Genomic DNA, 14,914 nt, shown 5'->3' on the forward strand with positions numbered 1-14,914 from the left:
CCCCCGCCTTATTTCCTCTTACCTTTTAGCTTATATACATATGCCAGCACTTCAGCCACAGCCTGAAACAGATCATTTGGAACGACATCTCCAATTTCTGCTCTTTGGAATAATGCCCGTGCCAGCGGTTTGTTTTCCATAGTCACGACGCCATGTTCTTTAGCCAGCTCCCGAATACGAAGTGCTACATAATCCTGCCCTTTTGCAATAATCTGAGGCGCTTCCATCTTGGAACCGTCATATTTTAGTGCAACAGCAAAGTGCGTTGGATTTGTAATAATTACATCCGCGTTAGGAACCTCCTGCATCATGCGCTGCATGGCCATTCTACGTTGGCGTTCCCTGATCTTGCCTTTGATTAGAGGGTCACCCTCCATTTTTTTGTATTCATCCTTGATATCCTGCTTAGACATTTTCAGACTTTTTTCGTGTTCGTACTTCTGATACATAAAGTCAAGAAAAGCCATAACTAGCAAAGCAACCCCGATTTTCAAACCAAGACTCATCGTCAGCTTGGCCGCAAACTTAAAAATCCCCTCCGCACTGATATGCGACAGGGATGCAAAGTTCTTCTTTTCTCCCCATAATGTGCTATATACCAGATAAGAAATAATTAGAAGCTTGAATATTGATTTCAGGAATTCTACAAAAGAACGCATAGAGAAAATATTTTTGAAACCTTTTATAGGATTAATCTTACTGAATTTAGGAGTAATCCCCTCTCCCGTAGCCATAAAGCCTACCTGCGCCAAGTTGGAGACAAGCGCCATAACAAACGTAATTCCAAGTAATGGAGCTAGCAAAATCAAGATTTGCAAGCCATACTGATTAAATAGCAGCGTTATATTCTCAGGCGTAACGTCCAGCATCATTCGATTCTGAAATACGTCCGTGTATAGCTTCATAAAACGCTCTTTCATAAAACCGCCAAACATCATCAAGCTAACTACCGCAGCTAACAATACAACCGCACCAGACAGCTCAGCACTTTTGGCGACTTGGCCTTTTTTACGAGCATCCTGCCGTTTCTTCGGGGTTGCTTTTTCCGTCTTTTCACCGGCGAAGAGTTGAAGATCTAGTCTATAACGCTTCGTCTTAGGCATAATACTCTCCCCTTACGGTCACCTACGGCTTCTTCCCCATGAGACCCAGTAAATTCTCCATGGATTCGAACATAATTTCGAAGAGATTCTGAAACAGCACAGCCAGACCTGGCATCAGCACTAAAAGAAGTGCAAGACCTATAATGATTTTGAGCGGAACCCCTATAACGAATACATTATATTGCGGAGCCGTTCTCGCCAAAAAGGCAAGGCCAACATCAGTCAGAAACAGTGCGGTTACTAATGGTGCAGACATTTGAAAAGCTAATACAAACGACTGCGCAAATGTTCGGACCAGAAACTCTGATAAACTACCATCTACCATGCGTAGAAATAAATCATTATTCATAGGAATCCATTTATAGCTGTATACAATGGCATCTAGCAGATGGTGATGTCCATTCATACTCAGAAACATTAGCAGGGCTATCATATATTTGAAATTACCGAGAATAGGTGCTGACGTTCCAGTCATAGGATCAATGACGTTCGCAATACCGAAGCCAATCTGAATATCAATAAAAGAACCCGCTGTCTGAATCGCCATAAACATCAAATATCCAATGAAACCTAGTAAAAGACCTATTAATACCTCTCTCATAATCAGCAAAATATAACTAAAATCCTGCGGAATCGTAATTCCGGTTCCACTAGCACTAAAGACTACCAAAGCTACAAAAAAAGAAATGCCGATCTTAAAAGTTGTCGGTACCCCTTGAGAAGAAAACACTGGAACGACAACAAAAAAAGCGGTAATTCGACAAAAAATAAGCAAAAAGACGGGTAAACTTTGCAATAGGGTATCCATGTTCATTGCTTAACCAATATACATATAAAGATTTCCTAGAATTTGGCTAGTAAAGTCAATTAGCTTCGTGATGATCCACGGACCAAATAGCAATAAAGCCAGCAGTACTGCGACGATTTTGGGAACAAACGCTAGCGTCTGTTCCTGAATCTGTGTCGTAGCTTGAAAAATACTGATTATTAGCCCTACCACCAGACCAAGAATCAGCATGGGAGCGCTGACTTCCAGCACTAAATATACGGCTTGGCTTGCTAGACCGATTATAAACTCCGTACTCAATCCTCATGCCTCCTCTTAAGGTCAGGTGTTAAAACTAAGAAGTAGTGATTTAATGACTAAGTACCAGCCGTCTACCAGTACAAAGAGCATTATTTTAAAAGGTAATGAAATCATGACCGGGGGAAGCATCATCATCCCCATGGCCATCAGCGTACTCGCCACAACAATATCAATAATCAAAAATGGAATAAAAATTAAGAAGCCCATTGTAAAAGCTTTTTTCAATTCCCCAATTGCGAAAGCAGGCACCATCACCGTCAGTGGAATATCACTGTATGTAGCAGGTTTAGCCGATCCCGTATAACCGGTATACTTCATAAATAACAAAAGGTCTTTGGAATTGGTCTGTTTAAACATAAACTCTTTCATCGGATCAGCAGCTTTATCAAAAGCCTCAGTCTGTGTAATTGTCCCCTTCATATACGGCTGTAACGCCGTTTCATTCACTTGTGCCAAAGTTGGCGACATAACGAACAGGGTCAAAAATAGAGCAAGCCCTACCAGCACCTGATTCGGAGGCATGGACTGAGTACCAAGTGAGGTTCTGACAAAGCCGAGCACGATTACAATTCTAGTAAAACTGGTCATAAGAACTAGAAACGCCGGAGCAATACTCAGAACCGTAACGAGAAGAAGAATTGATATGGAACTGGTACCACCACTTGAACCATCATTACCGACCTGAATATTAACATTAGGTATAGGATCAGCATGTATCGGCCGCATCATAACTATACTAATGAACCCGAACAGCAGAATAGCAAGAATTAGCTTTTTTTTCATAAATTCCTCGACTCATCCTTAGTAGCATCATCCCGGAACAACTCTTCCATTTTCTCTTTACGCTCTGGTGCAGAACGAAGCTTGGATTGCAGTGTCTCGTAAAAAGATGATGTTTCACTAAGTTCGATTTCCTCTGATGGAACCTCCCCACGCAGCTTAACCTTAACCTTGGCAATAAGCGGTGCGAGAAAATTATTCTGGTTAGAGGATTGATCCTCAAATGCTGCAATGATCAAAGCCACCTCATCTGGATCAGTGACTTTATCCAAGATGGATATGTTCTCACCAATCCCGATTAAGTAAAGGCTGCTTCCCAGTTCAATAACCTGCATCGACTTGTTAGGTCCCAACCCTACAGCACCAAGCGTCCGAATGGAACGCCCGCTCATAAAGGTCTGATTACGACGTCCAAGAAAACGGATCAGCAGCACAATAAGTACAATGATTACCGCAAGGACAATAATAACGTTAAGCAAATTCAGCAGGGTGTTATTGCTACCGAGCGGTTCTGAATTGACGGGCATGTCTCTTTCCTACACACCCAACGTTTTGTTGATAGCTTCGATAACACGGTCTGCTTGGAAAGGCTTCACAATAAAGTCTTTTGCTCCCGCTTGAATAGCATCGATAACCATAGCCTGCTGGCCCATGGCTGAACACATGATAACCTTAGCAGCCGGATCTACTTTCTTGATTTCTTTCAGGGCGGCGATTCCGTCCATCTCAGGCATAGTAATATCCATCGTGATGAGGTCCGGACGCAGTTCTTTAAATTTCTCTATAGCTTGAGAACCGTCCTGAGCTTCGCCCACTACTTCAAATCCGTTTTTCGACAAAATGTCACGGATCATCATTCTCATAAATGCTGCATCGTCCACGATTAGAATTCGGTTAGCCATTTTTACAAAATCCTCCCTAAGTATGCTTATTGTAATTTCTGAATTCGGTCCCACTGGCTGACGATATCCGTAACGCGTACACCGAAGTTTTCGTCGATAACTACGACTTCGCCTTTGGCAATAAGCTTGTTGTTAACCAAAATATCTACAGGCTCACAGGCGAGCTTGTCCAGCTCAATGATCGAGCCTTGAGACATTTCCAAAATATCTTTTATCTGCTTCTGGGTCCTTCCTAATTCTACGGTTACTCTAAGCGGTATGTCCATCAATAAATTTAAATTATTTTCATCAATATGACCAAAAGCTCCACCGTTAAGGTTAGCAAATTGTACAGGCTGTACATTTACATTGCGATTAGCTTCAGGACTAAGCGGTGGTGTCTGCCCATAAGGCATGCCTTGTGGCGGCATTCCGTATGGCGGCATCCCCGGCATGCCATACGCCGGCATGCCTGCTGGAGGATAATAATATCCGCCTTCCGGCATTCCAGGATAACCAGGCATCCCCTGCGGTGGATATGGCGGAGGCGTTTCTCCTGCGGGCTGTGAAGGTGCCTGCTGCACTGGAGGAGCCATAGGCGGCGTCTCATGCGCTGGCTTAGCAGGAGTCTCTGTTGACGTAACTGCAGCCTCCTGTGCTGCAGGGCTTACATCACCCAGAAGCATCGTTACCATATCCTTAGCAAACTGGACAGGCAAGAGCTGCATAATGGTAGAGTCTATTAAATCTCCTATTTTAAGACGGAACGAAATACGAATTAAGGTTTCGTCATTCGGCAAGCTTCCTACGCCTTCACCGCTGGACATATTCAGGATGTCTATACCGGGAGGTGAAATATTAACAAAGCGATTGAAAATGGTAGACATTGATGTGGCAGAAGAACCCATCATTTGGTTCATAGCTTCCTGCACAGCACTAATGTGAATTTCATTCAATTCTTCATCCTTGGGTTCACCTTCCCCGCCTAGCATTAAATCGGCGATGACCTGTGCATCTCTAATCTTAATTACAAGTGAATTAATACCTTGAAATCCGTCTACATATTCCACGTGTACAGCTACATGTGGTTTTGGAAAAGCCACTTCAAACTCCCCGCGTGTAATGATGGAAACTTGAGGGGTTGTAATATCAACCTTTTTCCCAAGTAAAGTGGAAAGTGCTGTTGCAGCACTACCGAATGTTATATTACCGATTTCACCCAAAGCATCCTGTTCAAACGGTGTTAAATAGTCATTTACCGTTTTCTCTGTAGGAGCCAATGAGCCTTCCGCAGATTGTCTCAGAAGGGCGTCGATTTCTTCTTGGGATAAATAATCTTTACTCGTCAAATTCTTCAACTCCTTCACTGACAATCTCGTCTATTTGCACGGCTACCCGGTCTTTCACCATTCCAGGACTTCCGATGAACTTAAGCTTCTCCCCTACCTTAATCGAGAGTCCGGAATCTACATTCCTGTTAAGAGAGATCACGTCACCGACGCTAAGCCCAAGAAACTCAGATATTGATAAACGTGATTCTCCAAGTTCAGCGACAATCGGCAATTTCGCCTTATGAACTCTAGCCTTAATGGCTTCAAGTTCATCTGCATCCCGCGTCTTCTTCTCTGTTACAAACCATTGGTGAACAGATAGTCTAGACATGATTGGTTCCAGGACGACGTGCGGTATGCAAAGATTGATCATGCCTGTTGTATCTCCAATTTTGGTGCTTAACGAGATTAATGCAATGGTCTCATTGGGCGATACAATTTGCATGAACTGCGGATTCGTTTCGAGCGCTTCCATGCGCGGGTGAATATCCAGTACAGTCTTCCATGCTTCCTGCAAGCTCTCAAAGCATCTGCTGAAGATACGCTCCATGATCGTTGTTTCAATCTCAGTTAAAGCATTAATTTTAGAAGGCGCTGTCCCAAAACCTCCCAGCAATCTGTCCAGCATAGCGAAAGCAATGTTTGGATGAACCTCCATTACCATTCGACCTTCTAAAGGTTCAGCTTCAAAAATGTTCAGTATTGTCATTTTTGGAATGGAACGTATGAATTCATCATAAGGGAGCTGCTCTACTTGAACGACATTAATCTGCACAAAGGTGCGTAATTGGGCTGAAAAGTACGTTGTAAGATAGCGGGCGAAATTGTCATGAATCCTTGTAAGACTACGGATATGATCTTTAGAAAAGCGAACAGCCCGTTTAAAGTCATAAGATCGGATCTTCTTCTGAGTTTCTTCCTTTTTAAGTTCATCGGCATCCATCTCACCTGAAGAAAGTGCAGCAAGTAGAGCATCTATTTCGTTTTGTGATAGTACATCAACCAATTCAATCACCCCCCCATCAAAGAATTATCAGGCCTGAAGCTACATAGAAGCCAAAAGGTATTTGGTGACTTCGATCTGAGTGATTTTGCCTTCGGTCAATGTCTTATTGATCAAATTAACAAGCTTGCTGCTAAGCTGATCTTTGCCATTTGCTCCGTTAAGCTCCTCAGGTTTGGTATCTGCAAGCGTTTTGATAATAATCGGCTTAATTTTGATCTCTTTTATTTTCTCGAAGGCTTCCTTTGATTTCGCAGAATTCAATTGGAAAGCGAAATCTATTTGAACGATATAATCGGGATCAGCAAGATTTGTTTTGATGTCTTTGATCTCTGCCGTTAGTTCGACGATTTCATCTGCAGTTAAATGTTTGGTTTCCACACTTTGTACCGCAGCATTTACATCATTCGTATCTTTCGGAAAGATCTTGTCCATTAATAAAAATGCGGCTATCACAATAAGTGTAATCGCAAGCAAAATCGTAAGTAACCACGGCAGCATCTTCTTCATGTTAGCTCCTCCATTGACTGGACTTTAATGGTGGCAGCATATGTGCCTATGTCCCTGTTATAATCCCGGATCTTCGTAATAACTTCATCCGCTTTTTCAAGCACGATCAGTCTTTTTCCGGTTACGAGCGTAATATATGTATCCGGGCTTTCTTCTACCATTTCTACCAGTAGGGCATTGATCCACATCGGTGTTCCATTTAATCTCGTTACCGATATCATAACAGGCCTCCTAACAAAAATAGGGGGAGGAGTATCTCCCCCACGACTTCGCGTTAACCATTAATTAAATATTAAATTATTGATAAAATTAACGCTTCAGGTTAACTACTTCCTGCAGCACTTCATCAGAAGTCGTAATGATACGAGAGTTCGCCTGGAATCCACGTTGCGATACGATCATTTCTGTAAATTCATTCGTAAGATCCACATTGGACATTTCGAGTTGACCAGATATGATCGACCCAGTACCATCTTCTGTATTATTCGCTGTAGTCGGTACAAGTTCGCCTTCTGCATTCGCATTAAGCGTCATACGGTACAGATTACCACCGATTTTCTCTAGACCAGATGGATTAGTAACCTTGGCTACTCCAATCTGTACACCTGCTTCAGTCGTTCCATCGGCCATAGTCTGAACAATTGTTCCATCATTGGAAATGGAGAATGCTGTTACATCATCACCCAGTTGAATCAGTCCACCTCCGGAATCTAGCACATGTAATCCGTCAGAAGTAACAAGGTTACGCGCAGCATCTATGTGGAAATCTCCTGCACGAGTCAAGAATGGTGTTTCTTGGTCTTCTGATAGCTTCACTAGGAAAAAACCATCGCCGTCAATACGCAAATCTGTCGGATTATTAGTAGTTTGAGCACTACCAGCCAAATGGAGTGTATCAATAGAAGCGATGCTTACACCCAGTCCGACTTGTTTAGCATTCACACCACCAGCGCCATCATCACTTGGAGCTGTTACTCCAGAAACCGTTTGACTCATAATGTCCTTAAACATAACGCGTCCGGATTTAAAGCCAATTGTATTGACATTGGCAATGTTATTACCGATTACATCGAGCTTAGTCTGAAAGCCTCTCATCCCTGAAACCCCTGAATACATAGATCTTAACATGTTTGTTGTCCTCCCAGATTATAGAGTCCTAATAACTTACTAAATGGATCGGGACCGCGTCAGTCGGTCAGCGGCCACCTCGGCTTTCCGTTAGGACCAGCCGTTTATGAAATCACAATGGCACTGTCTATTTGTGTAAACACATTATCTTTTATCGAATTTCCATCCATAGCTGTTACAACCGTGCGATTTGGAACACTTACGATAAATGCCAAGTCCTTCATTAATATCAAGGATTCTTTACTGCCTTTGGCAGCAGCTTTATCTACAGCAGAAGAAATCTCATCCAGTTGTCTGCTTCCAAGCTCAATTCCTCTTTGTTCAAGTCGCTTAGCGGCATGATTGCTGAATTTTAGAAGCTTTTGTTGCAGAACACTCTCAAAGGTTGCTTCTCCAGTCAAAGTCTGCTTCGGTAATGAAGATCGCTGTAATGTGGCGGAATGAAGGGACGCAGGATACATTTGGCCAATAGTTAGCCTGTCACTCATACTGTCTCCCCACTTCCTCCGTTATTCTCCGGAGTATTACTATCTGTACCAGAACCATTCTCTGTTGTTGAGGAATTCTGAATTTGTGTAATATCGGTTAAAGCAATTCTGTCTTTCCCCACAACCGCATATTGAATCCCCTTGCTGACAACGATTGATTCAACATTCCCTGTCTTAGGTAGATTTGTGGAGGTATCCGTCCATGTGATATCTTTACCAATCAAGCCGGATACTGAGCCAAGAGACTGATTCATGGATGTAAGCTGTGTCGAGATATTCATCAGCTGCTCAACAGATGTAAACTGTGCCATTTGGGCAATAAATTCTTTATCTTGCATCGGCTGCATCGGATCTTGATTCTGCAGCTGGGTGATCAATATCTTCAAAAACTGATCCTTACCCAACACAGAATTCCCTGTTGTTTTAGTAGATTCAGGAGTTGTATAATTCCACTGGTCTTTGGTAGAAACAGGAGGAGTTGTTGTTGTCGTCATAACCGTTCACCTCTCTTTCAATTGTGATAAGTTTAAGCTTTGGCAGAGAAGGAGTTCCCTTGATTATCATCTTCTTGCCCTGCGTTTGAAACCCAATCTTTCCATTCACCATTTAGCTCTGCGGCAAGAATGGCATCATTAGCTTCCTCACGACTTTCTTTGGAGCGTCTTCCCTGCTGACCACTTCCAGAACCAGGTTGGCGTCCTTCTTGACCCCATTGTGAATTGAGAGGGGTATTATTTTGTGTGACTTCCAATTTTTCTACTTGGAGGCCTTGAGACTGCAATGCTGCTCGAAGCTGGTTCATCTGCTGTTCCAACATATCCTTTGCTCCGGAATGTTCAGTCATAAACTGTGCAACCAGATGGCCGTTTTGCATAGTAATCTTAACATCTACTTGTCCGAGATTTTCTGGAAAGAGTGATATCGTAGCCTCAGCTACTCCGCCTTTTTGCACAATCTCCAATTTACCTGTAATAAAACCGGTCATTTCCTGTGCAAACTGATGAACGGGTACAGGTGCTACTGGAACCTCAGCCTTCAGTGGAGCTGTAATTCCTCCCCGAAGAGCTAGTTGACCGGCAGTTACAACCTCATGATCTCCTTCAATGGTGGTAGTCCCTGATGTGGAGTCTTGTGCTGATTCGACCAGCTTCGTTTCTCCGGCTGTACTGCTCTTCATCACTGGAGTATTCGCAGGCTCTGCATCAGGATCTTGAATAGTCCCTGAGGTCACAGTCGAAGTAAGGACTCCCTCACTCTTACTTACAGCAGCTTCTCCAGCACGGTTACTTAGATTTTGAATGGTCTTGTCCACCGTTTTACCGTTGCTTTCAGTTACAATAGGTTGTTGTACAGATACACCAGAACTATCATTCAAACTGGAGACCTTCCCCTTACCCTTATTACTGTTAGCCGAGGTCTGTTCTATCAGTGCCGTGAAGTTATTTAACAGACTTACTCCCTTACTTGCAACTTCATCATTACCACTTACTGTAGCTTCCTGAATCATAGTAACTAAACTCTGCAAATCATCTTGAACAGCAAATCTCAGCGTATCTGCATTCTGTGCTAACGGTGACAAGCTTCCTGCCGACTCCGTCTCTGATGCAGCATCGCCCTCTGTCGCTTGACTTCCTGATAGAAGAGCAGAGACCTGAAGTAGCCAAGCTTGCAAAGCTACCAAAATAGCAGGATCGCTATGGATGGTATCATCCAGATTTTCAACATCTGCAGTAAGCTTCTCGATGAGATCGGAATTCTGAGTGTCTTGTCCCCCTTGATCTTCTCCAGTCGTTTGAACTTCCTTTAGAAGACCTTGCAATAAAGAGGCTATGTTTCCCAGTAAAGGATCAGTGGGCACCGATGTGTTGTTCGCTGTAGTTCCTCCCATTGTTTGCACTAATGTCTGAGCGAAAGGTACAGCAGTTGATGTTCCAGTAGATGTTGATGAACTACCACTTGCAGCTGTTGTATTTGCACTCACAAGCGATTGAACAACTAAACTCATGTTATTTTCACCTCCTTTCAATATTTATTTAGCGCCCATCAAACGATTAACAATCTTCGCAGTTTGCGCACTATCATTTTTAGTCATTTCCCCCAAAATCGAAGAACGGACACTATCACTTACGGTATTCATAATCGTTACTACTTTATCAGGGCTAATCTTGTACATTTCTCCTAGTAGAGAAGCTGCATTGGCAGGCGTCATTGAACTAAAGGTTTGGTTCAACTTTTCCTTATCCAGATTTGTACTAGTTTTAGTCGTTGGAGCAGTGCCTGCTTCTTTTTTCAATCTAGATTGAAGAGCGGCAATAGCCATATCACTCGAAGAGGTAGTTTCTTTCAACTTAATCGTGACATCGGCCGCTTTTTGAGGATCCATTTTTTCCAGAATCGCAGTCTTACTTGCTTTATTCATTACGCTGAATATTTGCACCATTTCTTCTGTAGTCAAATTCTCCATAATCGGCGCAGCTTTGGAAGCTTTCATACCCGCGTAGAGCTTTGCCAGATCAGCAACCTGCTTTTGATATGGGTCTTCTGTTTCCTCCGCGTTTACCTCAGCAGCTGCAGCAGCTTCTGTCTTCATTCCATCGATCTGCGACTCAAGCGCCTGAACCTTGGTATCCTGGGCTGTTTTTTCATCTGTAACCTTCTTCAGGTTCTCTTCCTGTTGGGCGAGCTGAGCTTTAAGCTCCTTAATCGTAGTCGCTGAGCTCACTTCCTGCTTTTTGCTTTCTTCCTTCGGTTTAGAAGGATCTCCAGGCGGATCAGGAACCCATTTTTCCAGGATAGGAATTTTATTCGCAACCTCAAGCACATTATTACGAATGTCCATATTAAAAAGCGTCAACAGTACTCCAAGCAGTACTAGCGTGAAGATAATCGGTATCATTAAAAATAAGAACCGCTCAAATTTCCCCGCTGACCCTTCATTTTCAAGTTCCATATCATTGTTAGCCACTAGCGGAAACCTCCCGGGTTAGAGGGATTTCATCGCGAAGCGGACGGTTGCCATCTCATCCAGTTCGTTTTGTTCCCGTAAAATCATACTTTGCTGAAACTGTGTCTCAGCCTTATCTTTTGCCTTTAACCATACTTTTTCGTCTAATACCTTTGTGCTTAACTGGTCTTGCTTCTTCAAGACTTCCTGATGTGCACTTCTAATGTCCGTATGCTTACGGGCAATGCATATATCCAGGTATTCTACATACTCTTGCATTTCACGAATCTTCGCCATAGGTGTCTTTTGTTCTGCGGCATTTTGTAAGGATAACATGATAGCGCTCCGCTGAAAGGTGAGTTCATCCAGGCTTCTTTCTTGTGCCTGCAATTCTCCAAGCGCGCTTGAGAGCATCCATTCTGCCTGTGTCTTCTCATTGCCCTTCAAGTCAACGACTTTTTGAAAAGTATAATGAAATCTCATAATACTGAATCAACTCCTCGAGAAGTGTGAAATTAAAGACTGTTGAACTTCAGCCAGCGTAACTTTTTCATTCACCCTTTGTTTGGTGAATTCCCATATACTGTCTATATACTCCATCGACTCATCGATTTGAGCATTCGAGCCTCTTTGATACGCTCCGATATTAATTAAATCCTCTGAATCCTTGTATACAGCCATTAGTCGCTTCACATTCTCTGCTGCAGCGATCTGTTCTTCTGGCGCAATATCCTTCATTACACGACTAATGCTGGAAAGCACATCTATTGCTGGAAAATGTCCTTTGTTCGCAATACTTCGATTAAGGACGATATGACCATCGAGTATCCCTCTAACAGCATCAGCGATCGGTTCATTCATGTCATCGCCATCAACCAGTACAGTGTAAAAGGCTGTTATAGACCCCGTAGGTCCAGTTCCAGCACGTTCTAGTAGTTTGGGCAAGCTTGCAAACACCGATGGTGTGTAACCCCTCATAGCTGGCGGTTCCCCTACTGCAAGTCCAACTTCACGTTGAGCCATAGCATACCGAGTCACCGAATCCATCATCAGCATCACATTAAGTCCTCGATCCCGAAAATACTCAGCAATCGTTGTAGCAATAAGAGCTCCCTTAATTCGAATTAATGCAGGCTGATCAGATGTAGCAACGATAACGACTGACCGCTGCAAACCCTCAGGTCCCAGATCGCGTTCTATAAAATCCAGCACTTCCCTGCCACGTTCTCCTATCAAAGCGATAACATTTACGTCTGCCGATGTATTACGCGCAATCATTCCCATGAGCGTACTTTTGCCGACCCCTGAACCAGCGAAAATCCCCACCCGCTGACCTTTACCGATCGTTAGCAAGCCATCTATCGCTCTTACTCCGATGCTAATAGGTTCTTGGACTCGTGGTCTATTGAGTGGATTGGACGGAATGTTAAAGGTAGAACTATGTGGCATTCGAGCTGGGATTAGAGAACCATCAAGCGGTTGTCCAAGTCCATCCAGTACCTTGCCCAACAATTCTGAACCCACTTGCACACTAAGCGGCTTGCCAGTACCCACTACATCACAGCCAGGTCCAATAGCTTGCAGTTCTCCAAGTGGCATTAATAGCACCTTGTTGTCACGGAAACCAACGACTTCAGCTTGCAGCGGCTTATTTCCTTTAGAAGGATAGATGTAGCAGACATCTCCAATGCTAGCATCAGGTCCTTCCGATTCAACCATAAGACCGATAACCTGCGTCACTTTCCCATTGATCCTCACCGGATCGAGATTACGAAGTTGCTCCTTATAACGGTTACTATCAAGCATCTTCTTCCCCATTTCTCTGCTCATCGGTGTCCAGCGCGATTCTAACCAGCTCTTTCTTGATTTCTGCAAGCTGAGTATCAATTCGGGCATCTATGCTGCCAAAGGAAGAGCGGATTACACAACCTTGATCTTTCACAGTCGAGTCAGGCAAGATCTGTAATTCAGCCTGTGAGTCAACCGCTAATGACAGTTCTTCCCTTGCTGCGTTTACGAAAGCGAACTGCGCAGGTGATACGCACAGTGAGATCAACCCCTGTTCACGTTTACGAGCCAGATTCTTCCGAATCAAATCCATTGCAAACTGCGGCTCTACCGTTAACTGCTTGTCCACAATTTTCTCGGCAATATCACAGCTTAACTCTACTAAGAAAGGTTCAGCTTCCTGAATAATGACATCTCTTGCCTTATATGCCTCAGCTAAAACAGCACGTGCTTCATCCATCATCGCTGCAACCTTGAGCTTCATCTCTTGTTCAGCTTGAGAGACACCCTCCTGATACCCTAGCTGATAAGCCTCGGCTTTGACAGCCTCTACCAGATGTTCATCCTGCTCACGCCGCTTCTTCCACCACTCTTCAGCCTCCGCTTTTGAGGATTCAACAATCTGTTCCGCTTCTAGAGAGGCATTTCGAACCTGCTCTTCAGCAAATTCTTGGGCGTCTTTAAGCATTTGCTTACGTGCTACTTCTGCCTCTTCACGAGCGGGATCATGATAGTGAGTCTCGCTTACAGTCTCCTCTGGAACGGGCTCCTCAGTTAGGCCCGCATAGTGCCGGGCCTGCTCCAATCTTTTCAGTACATCAACTGGAACATACTGAGAATGCTTAATCAGCTTAGACAATGATGTCATCTCCTCCGCCACGAGCGATGATAATTTCTCCAGACTCTTCGAGTCTGCGAATCGTACCTACAATGCGCGTTTGTGCTTCTTCTACATCACGCAACCGCACCGGTCCCATGTACTCCATTTCTTCTCGGAATGTCTCTGCCATACGTTTGGACATATTCCGGAAAATGACATCTCGTACTTCTTCACTTGCAACCTTAAGGGCAAGCTGCAGGTCCGCATTATCAATATCACGAATAATACGCTGAATCGAACGATTGTCCACATTGACGATATCCTCGAATACGAACATCCGCTTCTTGATTTCCTCGGCGAGCTCTGGATCTTGAATTTCGAGAGAATCCAGAATTGTGCGCTCTGTCCCCCGGTCAACTCCATTCAAGATTTGTACGATTGATTCGATACCGCCAGCATTTGTATAATCCTGAGTTACAGTAGCAGAAAGCTTCTGCTCCAGCACTCGTTCAATTTGTGTAATGACCTCTGGAGAGGTGCTATCCATTACAGCAATTCGTCTAGCTACCTCTGCCTGCTTCTCTTGAGGTAACGAGGAGAGAATGGCTGCTGCTTGTTCGAATTGCAGATAAGACAATACAAGTGCGATAGTCTGAACATTCTCATTCTGGATAAAGTTCAAGATCTGATTTGGATCAGCTTTGCGCGCAAAATCGAAGGGTCTTACCTGTAAAGTTGCAGTCAGACGGTTAATGACCTCCATCGCTTTTGCTGAACCAAGTGCTTTCTCCAAAATCTCTTTGGCGTAGTTAATACCGCCTTGTGAAATATATTCCTGAGCGAGGCATATCTGATGGAACTCAGACATGATTGACTCTTTCTCACTGCTGTCCACTTTACGGACATTGGCGATTTCAAGAGTGAGTTGTTCAATCTCCTCGTCTCTTAAATGTTTGAATATTTGCGCCGATACCTCGGGCCCTAGTGTGATAAGCAGGATCGCGGCCTTTTGACGACCACTAAGCCCCTGCTGACTAGCCTTTGCCATTAG

Annotated in this window: 19 protein-coding genes; all 19 read right to left on the minus strand. The window is 43.8% G+C overall.

Features of this window, described 5'->3' with window-relative positions; all coding sequences use genetic code 11:
- Positions 1–8: 8 nt before the first annotated feature.
- Positions 9–1,103 carry a flagellar biosynthesis protein FlhB gene (flhB, locus tag ACN6MV_RS19060; RefSeq protein ID WP_042128908.1) on the minus strand — a complete coding sequence of 365 codons (1,095 nt, stop codon included), beginning with the start codon at positions 1,101–1,103 and terminating at the stop codon, positions 9–11.
- A gap of 22 nt (positions 1,104–1,125) precedes the next feature.
- A complete protein-coding gene (fliR, locus tag ACN6MV_RS19065; RefSeq protein ID WP_042132278.1) occupies positions 1,126–1,911 on the minus strand; it encodes a flagellar biosynthetic protein FliR in 786 nt (261 codons plus the stop codon).
- 9 nt (positions 1,912–1,920) lie between these two features.
- On the minus strand, positions 1,921–2,190 hold the full coding sequence (gene fliQ / locus ACN6MV_RS19070; protein ID WP_036688516.1) for a flagellar biosynthesis protein FliQ: 270 nt from the start codon (positions 2,188–2,190) through the stop codon (positions 1,921–1,923).
- A gap of 21 nt (positions 2,191–2,211) precedes the next feature.
- Positions 2,212–2,973, minus strand: a complete 762-nt coding sequence (gene fliP / locus ACN6MV_RS19075) for a flagellar type III secretion system pore protein FliP (protein WP_341113681.1) — start codon at positions 2,971–2,973, stop codon at positions 2,212–2,214.
- Positions 2,970–3,497 (minus strand): flagellar biosynthetic protein FliO, encoded by a 528-nt coding sequence (locus tag ACN6MV_RS19080; RefSeq protein WP_042128914.1) that lies wholly within the window; start codon positions 3,495–3,497, stop codon positions 2,970–2,972. The genes fliP and ACN6MV_RS19080 overlap by 4 nt, the downstream gene beginning before the upstream one ends.
- Positions 3,498–3,506: 9 nt before the next feature.
- A complete protein-coding gene (locus tag ACN6MV_RS19085; RefSeq protein WP_036688523.1) occupies positions 3,507–3,872 on the minus strand; it encodes a response regulator in 366 nt (121 codons plus the stop codon).
- A 26-nt stretch (positions 3,873–3,898) separates the two neighbouring features.
- Complete coding sequence (fliY, locus tag ACN6MV_RS19090) at positions 3,899–5,200, minus strand: flagellar motor switch phosphatase FliY (protein ID WP_419884632.1); 1,302 nt, start codon at positions 5,198–5,200, stop codon at positions 3,899–3,901.
- Positions 5,190–6,188 (minus strand): flagellar motor switch protein FliM, encoded by a 999-nt coding sequence (gene fliM, locus ACN6MV_RS19095; RefSeq protein ID WP_042128918.1) that lies wholly within the window; start codon positions 6,186–6,188, stop codon positions 5,190–5,192. The genes fliY and fliM overlap by 11 nt, the downstream gene beginning before the upstream one ends.
- A 39-nt stretch (positions 6,189–6,227) precedes the next feature.
- Positions 6,228–6,695 carry a flagellar basal body-associated FliL family protein gene (locus ACN6MV_RS19100; RefSeq protein WP_042128920.1) on the minus strand — a complete coding sequence of 156 codons (468 nt, stop codon included), beginning with the start codon at positions 6,693–6,695 and terminating at the stop codon, positions 6,228–6,230.
- Complete coding sequence (locus ACN6MV_RS19105; RefSeq protein WP_042128923.1) at positions 6,692–6,916, minus strand: flagellar FlbD family protein; 225 nt, start codon at positions 6,914–6,916, stop codon at positions 6,692–6,694. Before ACN6MV_RS19105 ends, ACN6MV_RS19100 begins: the two co-directional genes overlap by 4 nt.
- Positions 6,917–7,004: 88 nt before the next feature.
- Positions 7,005–7,823 (minus strand): flagellar basal body rod protein FlgG, encoded by an 819-nt coding sequence (gene flgG / locus ACN6MV_RS19110; RefSeq protein WP_042128925.1) that lies wholly within the window; start codon positions 7,821–7,823, stop codon positions 7,005–7,007.
- Positions 7,824–7,927: 104 nt separating this feature from the next.
- On the minus strand, positions 7,928–8,311 hold the full coding sequence (locus tag ACN6MV_RS19115) for a TIGR02530 family flagellar biosynthesis protein (RefSeq protein WP_042128927.1): 384 nt from the start codon (positions 8,309–8,311) through the stop codon (positions 7,928–7,930).
- Positions 8,308–8,805 (minus strand): flagellar hook capping FlgD N-terminal domain-containing protein, encoded by a 498-nt coding sequence (locus ACN6MV_RS19120; protein ID WP_419884633.1) that lies wholly within the window; start codon positions 8,803–8,805, stop codon positions 8,308–8,310. The genes ACN6MV_RS19115 and ACN6MV_RS19120 overlap by 4 nt, the downstream gene beginning before the upstream one ends.
- Before the next feature lie 32 nt (positions 8,806–8,837).
- The gene (locus tag ACN6MV_RS19125) at positions 8,838–10,316 is read right to left on the minus strand and encodes a flagellar hook-length control protein FliK (RefSeq protein ID WP_419884634.1); all 1,479 of its coding nucleotides are present in this window, start codon (positions 10,314–10,316) and stop codon (positions 8,838–8,840) included.
- 24 nt (positions 10,317–10,340) lie between these two features.
- Positions 10,341–11,276: a MotE family protein gene (locus ACN6MV_RS19130; protein WP_339287147.1), complete on the minus strand. Its 936-nt coding sequence runs from the start codon at positions 11,274–11,276 to the stop codon at positions 10,341–10,343.
- Between the two features lie 18 nt (positions 11,277–11,294).
- Positions 11,295–11,738: a flagellar export protein FliJ gene (gene fliJ / locus ACN6MV_RS19135; RefSeq protein ID WP_042128929.1), complete on the minus strand. Its 444-nt coding sequence runs from the start codon at positions 11,736–11,738 to the stop codon at positions 11,295–11,297.
- Positions 11,739–11,747: 9 nt separating this feature from the next.
- Positions 11,748–13,073 (minus strand): flagellar protein export ATPase FliI, encoded by a 1,326-nt coding sequence (fliI, locus tag ACN6MV_RS19140; RefSeq protein ID WP_042128931.1) that lies wholly within the window; start codon positions 13,071–13,073, stop codon positions 11,748–11,750.
- Complete coding sequence (locus tag ACN6MV_RS19145) at positions 13,054–13,902, minus strand: FliH/SctL family protein (protein ID WP_042128933.1); 849 nt, start codon at positions 13,900–13,902, stop codon at positions 13,054–13,056. The genes fliI and ACN6MV_RS19145 overlap by 20 nt, the downstream gene beginning before the upstream one ends.
- Positions 13,895–14,911, minus strand: coding sequence for a flagellar motor switch protein FliG (gene fliG / locus ACN6MV_RS19150; protein ID WP_042128934.1), 1,017 nt, complete (start codon positions 14,909–14,911; stop codon positions 13,895–13,897). Before fliG ends, ACN6MV_RS19145 begins: the two co-directional genes overlap by 8 nt.
- Positions 14,912–14,914: the final 3 nt, after the last annotated feature.

The sequence above is a fragment of the Paenibacillus sp. B-A-8 genome, from assembly GCF_048572915.1.
GTDB lineage: Bacteria > Bacillota > Bacilli > Paenibacillales > Paenibacillaceae > Paenibacillus_AQ.

What these genes read in the sequence shown, in the direction of transcription:
- flhB (WP_042128908.1), bottom strand. Translation starts at nt 1,103, where the DNA reads ATGCCTAAGACGAAGCGTTATAGACTAGATCTTCAACTCTTCGCCGGT.
- fliR (WP_042132278.1), bottom strand. Translation starts at nt 1,911, where the DNA reads ATGGATACCCTATTGCAAAGTTTACCCGTCTTTTTGCTTATTTTTTGT.
- fliP (WP_341113681.1), bottom strand. Translation starts at nt 2,973, where the DNA reads ATGAAAAAAAAGCTAATTCTTGCTATTCTGCTGTTCGGGTTCATTAGT.
- ACN6MV_RS19080 (WP_042128914.1), bottom strand. Translation starts at nt 3,497, where the DNA reads ATGCCCGTCAATTCAGAACCGCTCGGTAGCAATAACACCCTGCTGAAT.
- ACN6MV_RS19085 (WP_036688523.1), bottom strand. Translation starts at nt 3,872, where the DNA reads ATGGCTAACCGAATTCTAATCGTGGACGATGCAGCATTTATGAGAATG.
- ACN6MV_RS19100 (WP_042128920.1), bottom strand. Translation starts at nt 6,695, where the DNA reads ATGAAGAAGATGCTGCCGTGGTTACTTACGATTTTGCTTGCGATTACA.
- ACN6MV_RS19105 (WP_042128923.1), bottom strand. Translation starts at nt 6,916, where the DNA reads ATGATATCGGTAACGAGATTAAATGGAACACCGATGTGGATCAATGCC.
- flgG (WP_042128925.1), bottom strand. Translation starts at nt 7,823, where the DNA reads ATGTTAAGATCTATGTATTCAGGGGTTTCAGGGATGAGAGGCTTTCAG.
- ACN6MV_RS19115 (WP_042128927.1), bottom strand. Translation starts at nt 8,311, where the DNA reads ATGAGTGACAGGCTAACTATTGGCCAAATGTATCCTGCGTCCCTTCAT.
- ACN6MV_RS19120 (WP_419884633.1), bottom strand. Translation starts at nt 8,805, where the DNA reads ATGACGACAACAACAACTCCTCCTGTTTCTACCAAAGACCAGTGGAAT.
- ACN6MV_RS19125 (WP_419884634.1), bottom strand. Translation starts at nt 10,316, where the DNA reads ATGAGTTTAGTTGTTCAATCGCTTGTGAGTGCAAATACAACAGCTGCA.
- fliJ (WP_042128929.1), bottom strand. Translation starts at nt 11,738, where the DNA reads ATGAGATTTCATTATACTTTTCAAAAAGTCGTTGACTTGAAGGGCAAT.
- fliI (WP_042128931.1), bottom strand. Translation starts at nt 13,073, where the DNA reads ATGGGGAAGAAGATGCTTGATAGTAACCGTTATAAGGAGCAACTTCGT.
- fliG (WP_042128934.1), bottom strand. Translation starts at nt 14,911, where the DNA reads ATGGCAAAGGCTAGTCAGCAGGGGCTTAGTGGTCGTCAAAAGGCCGCG.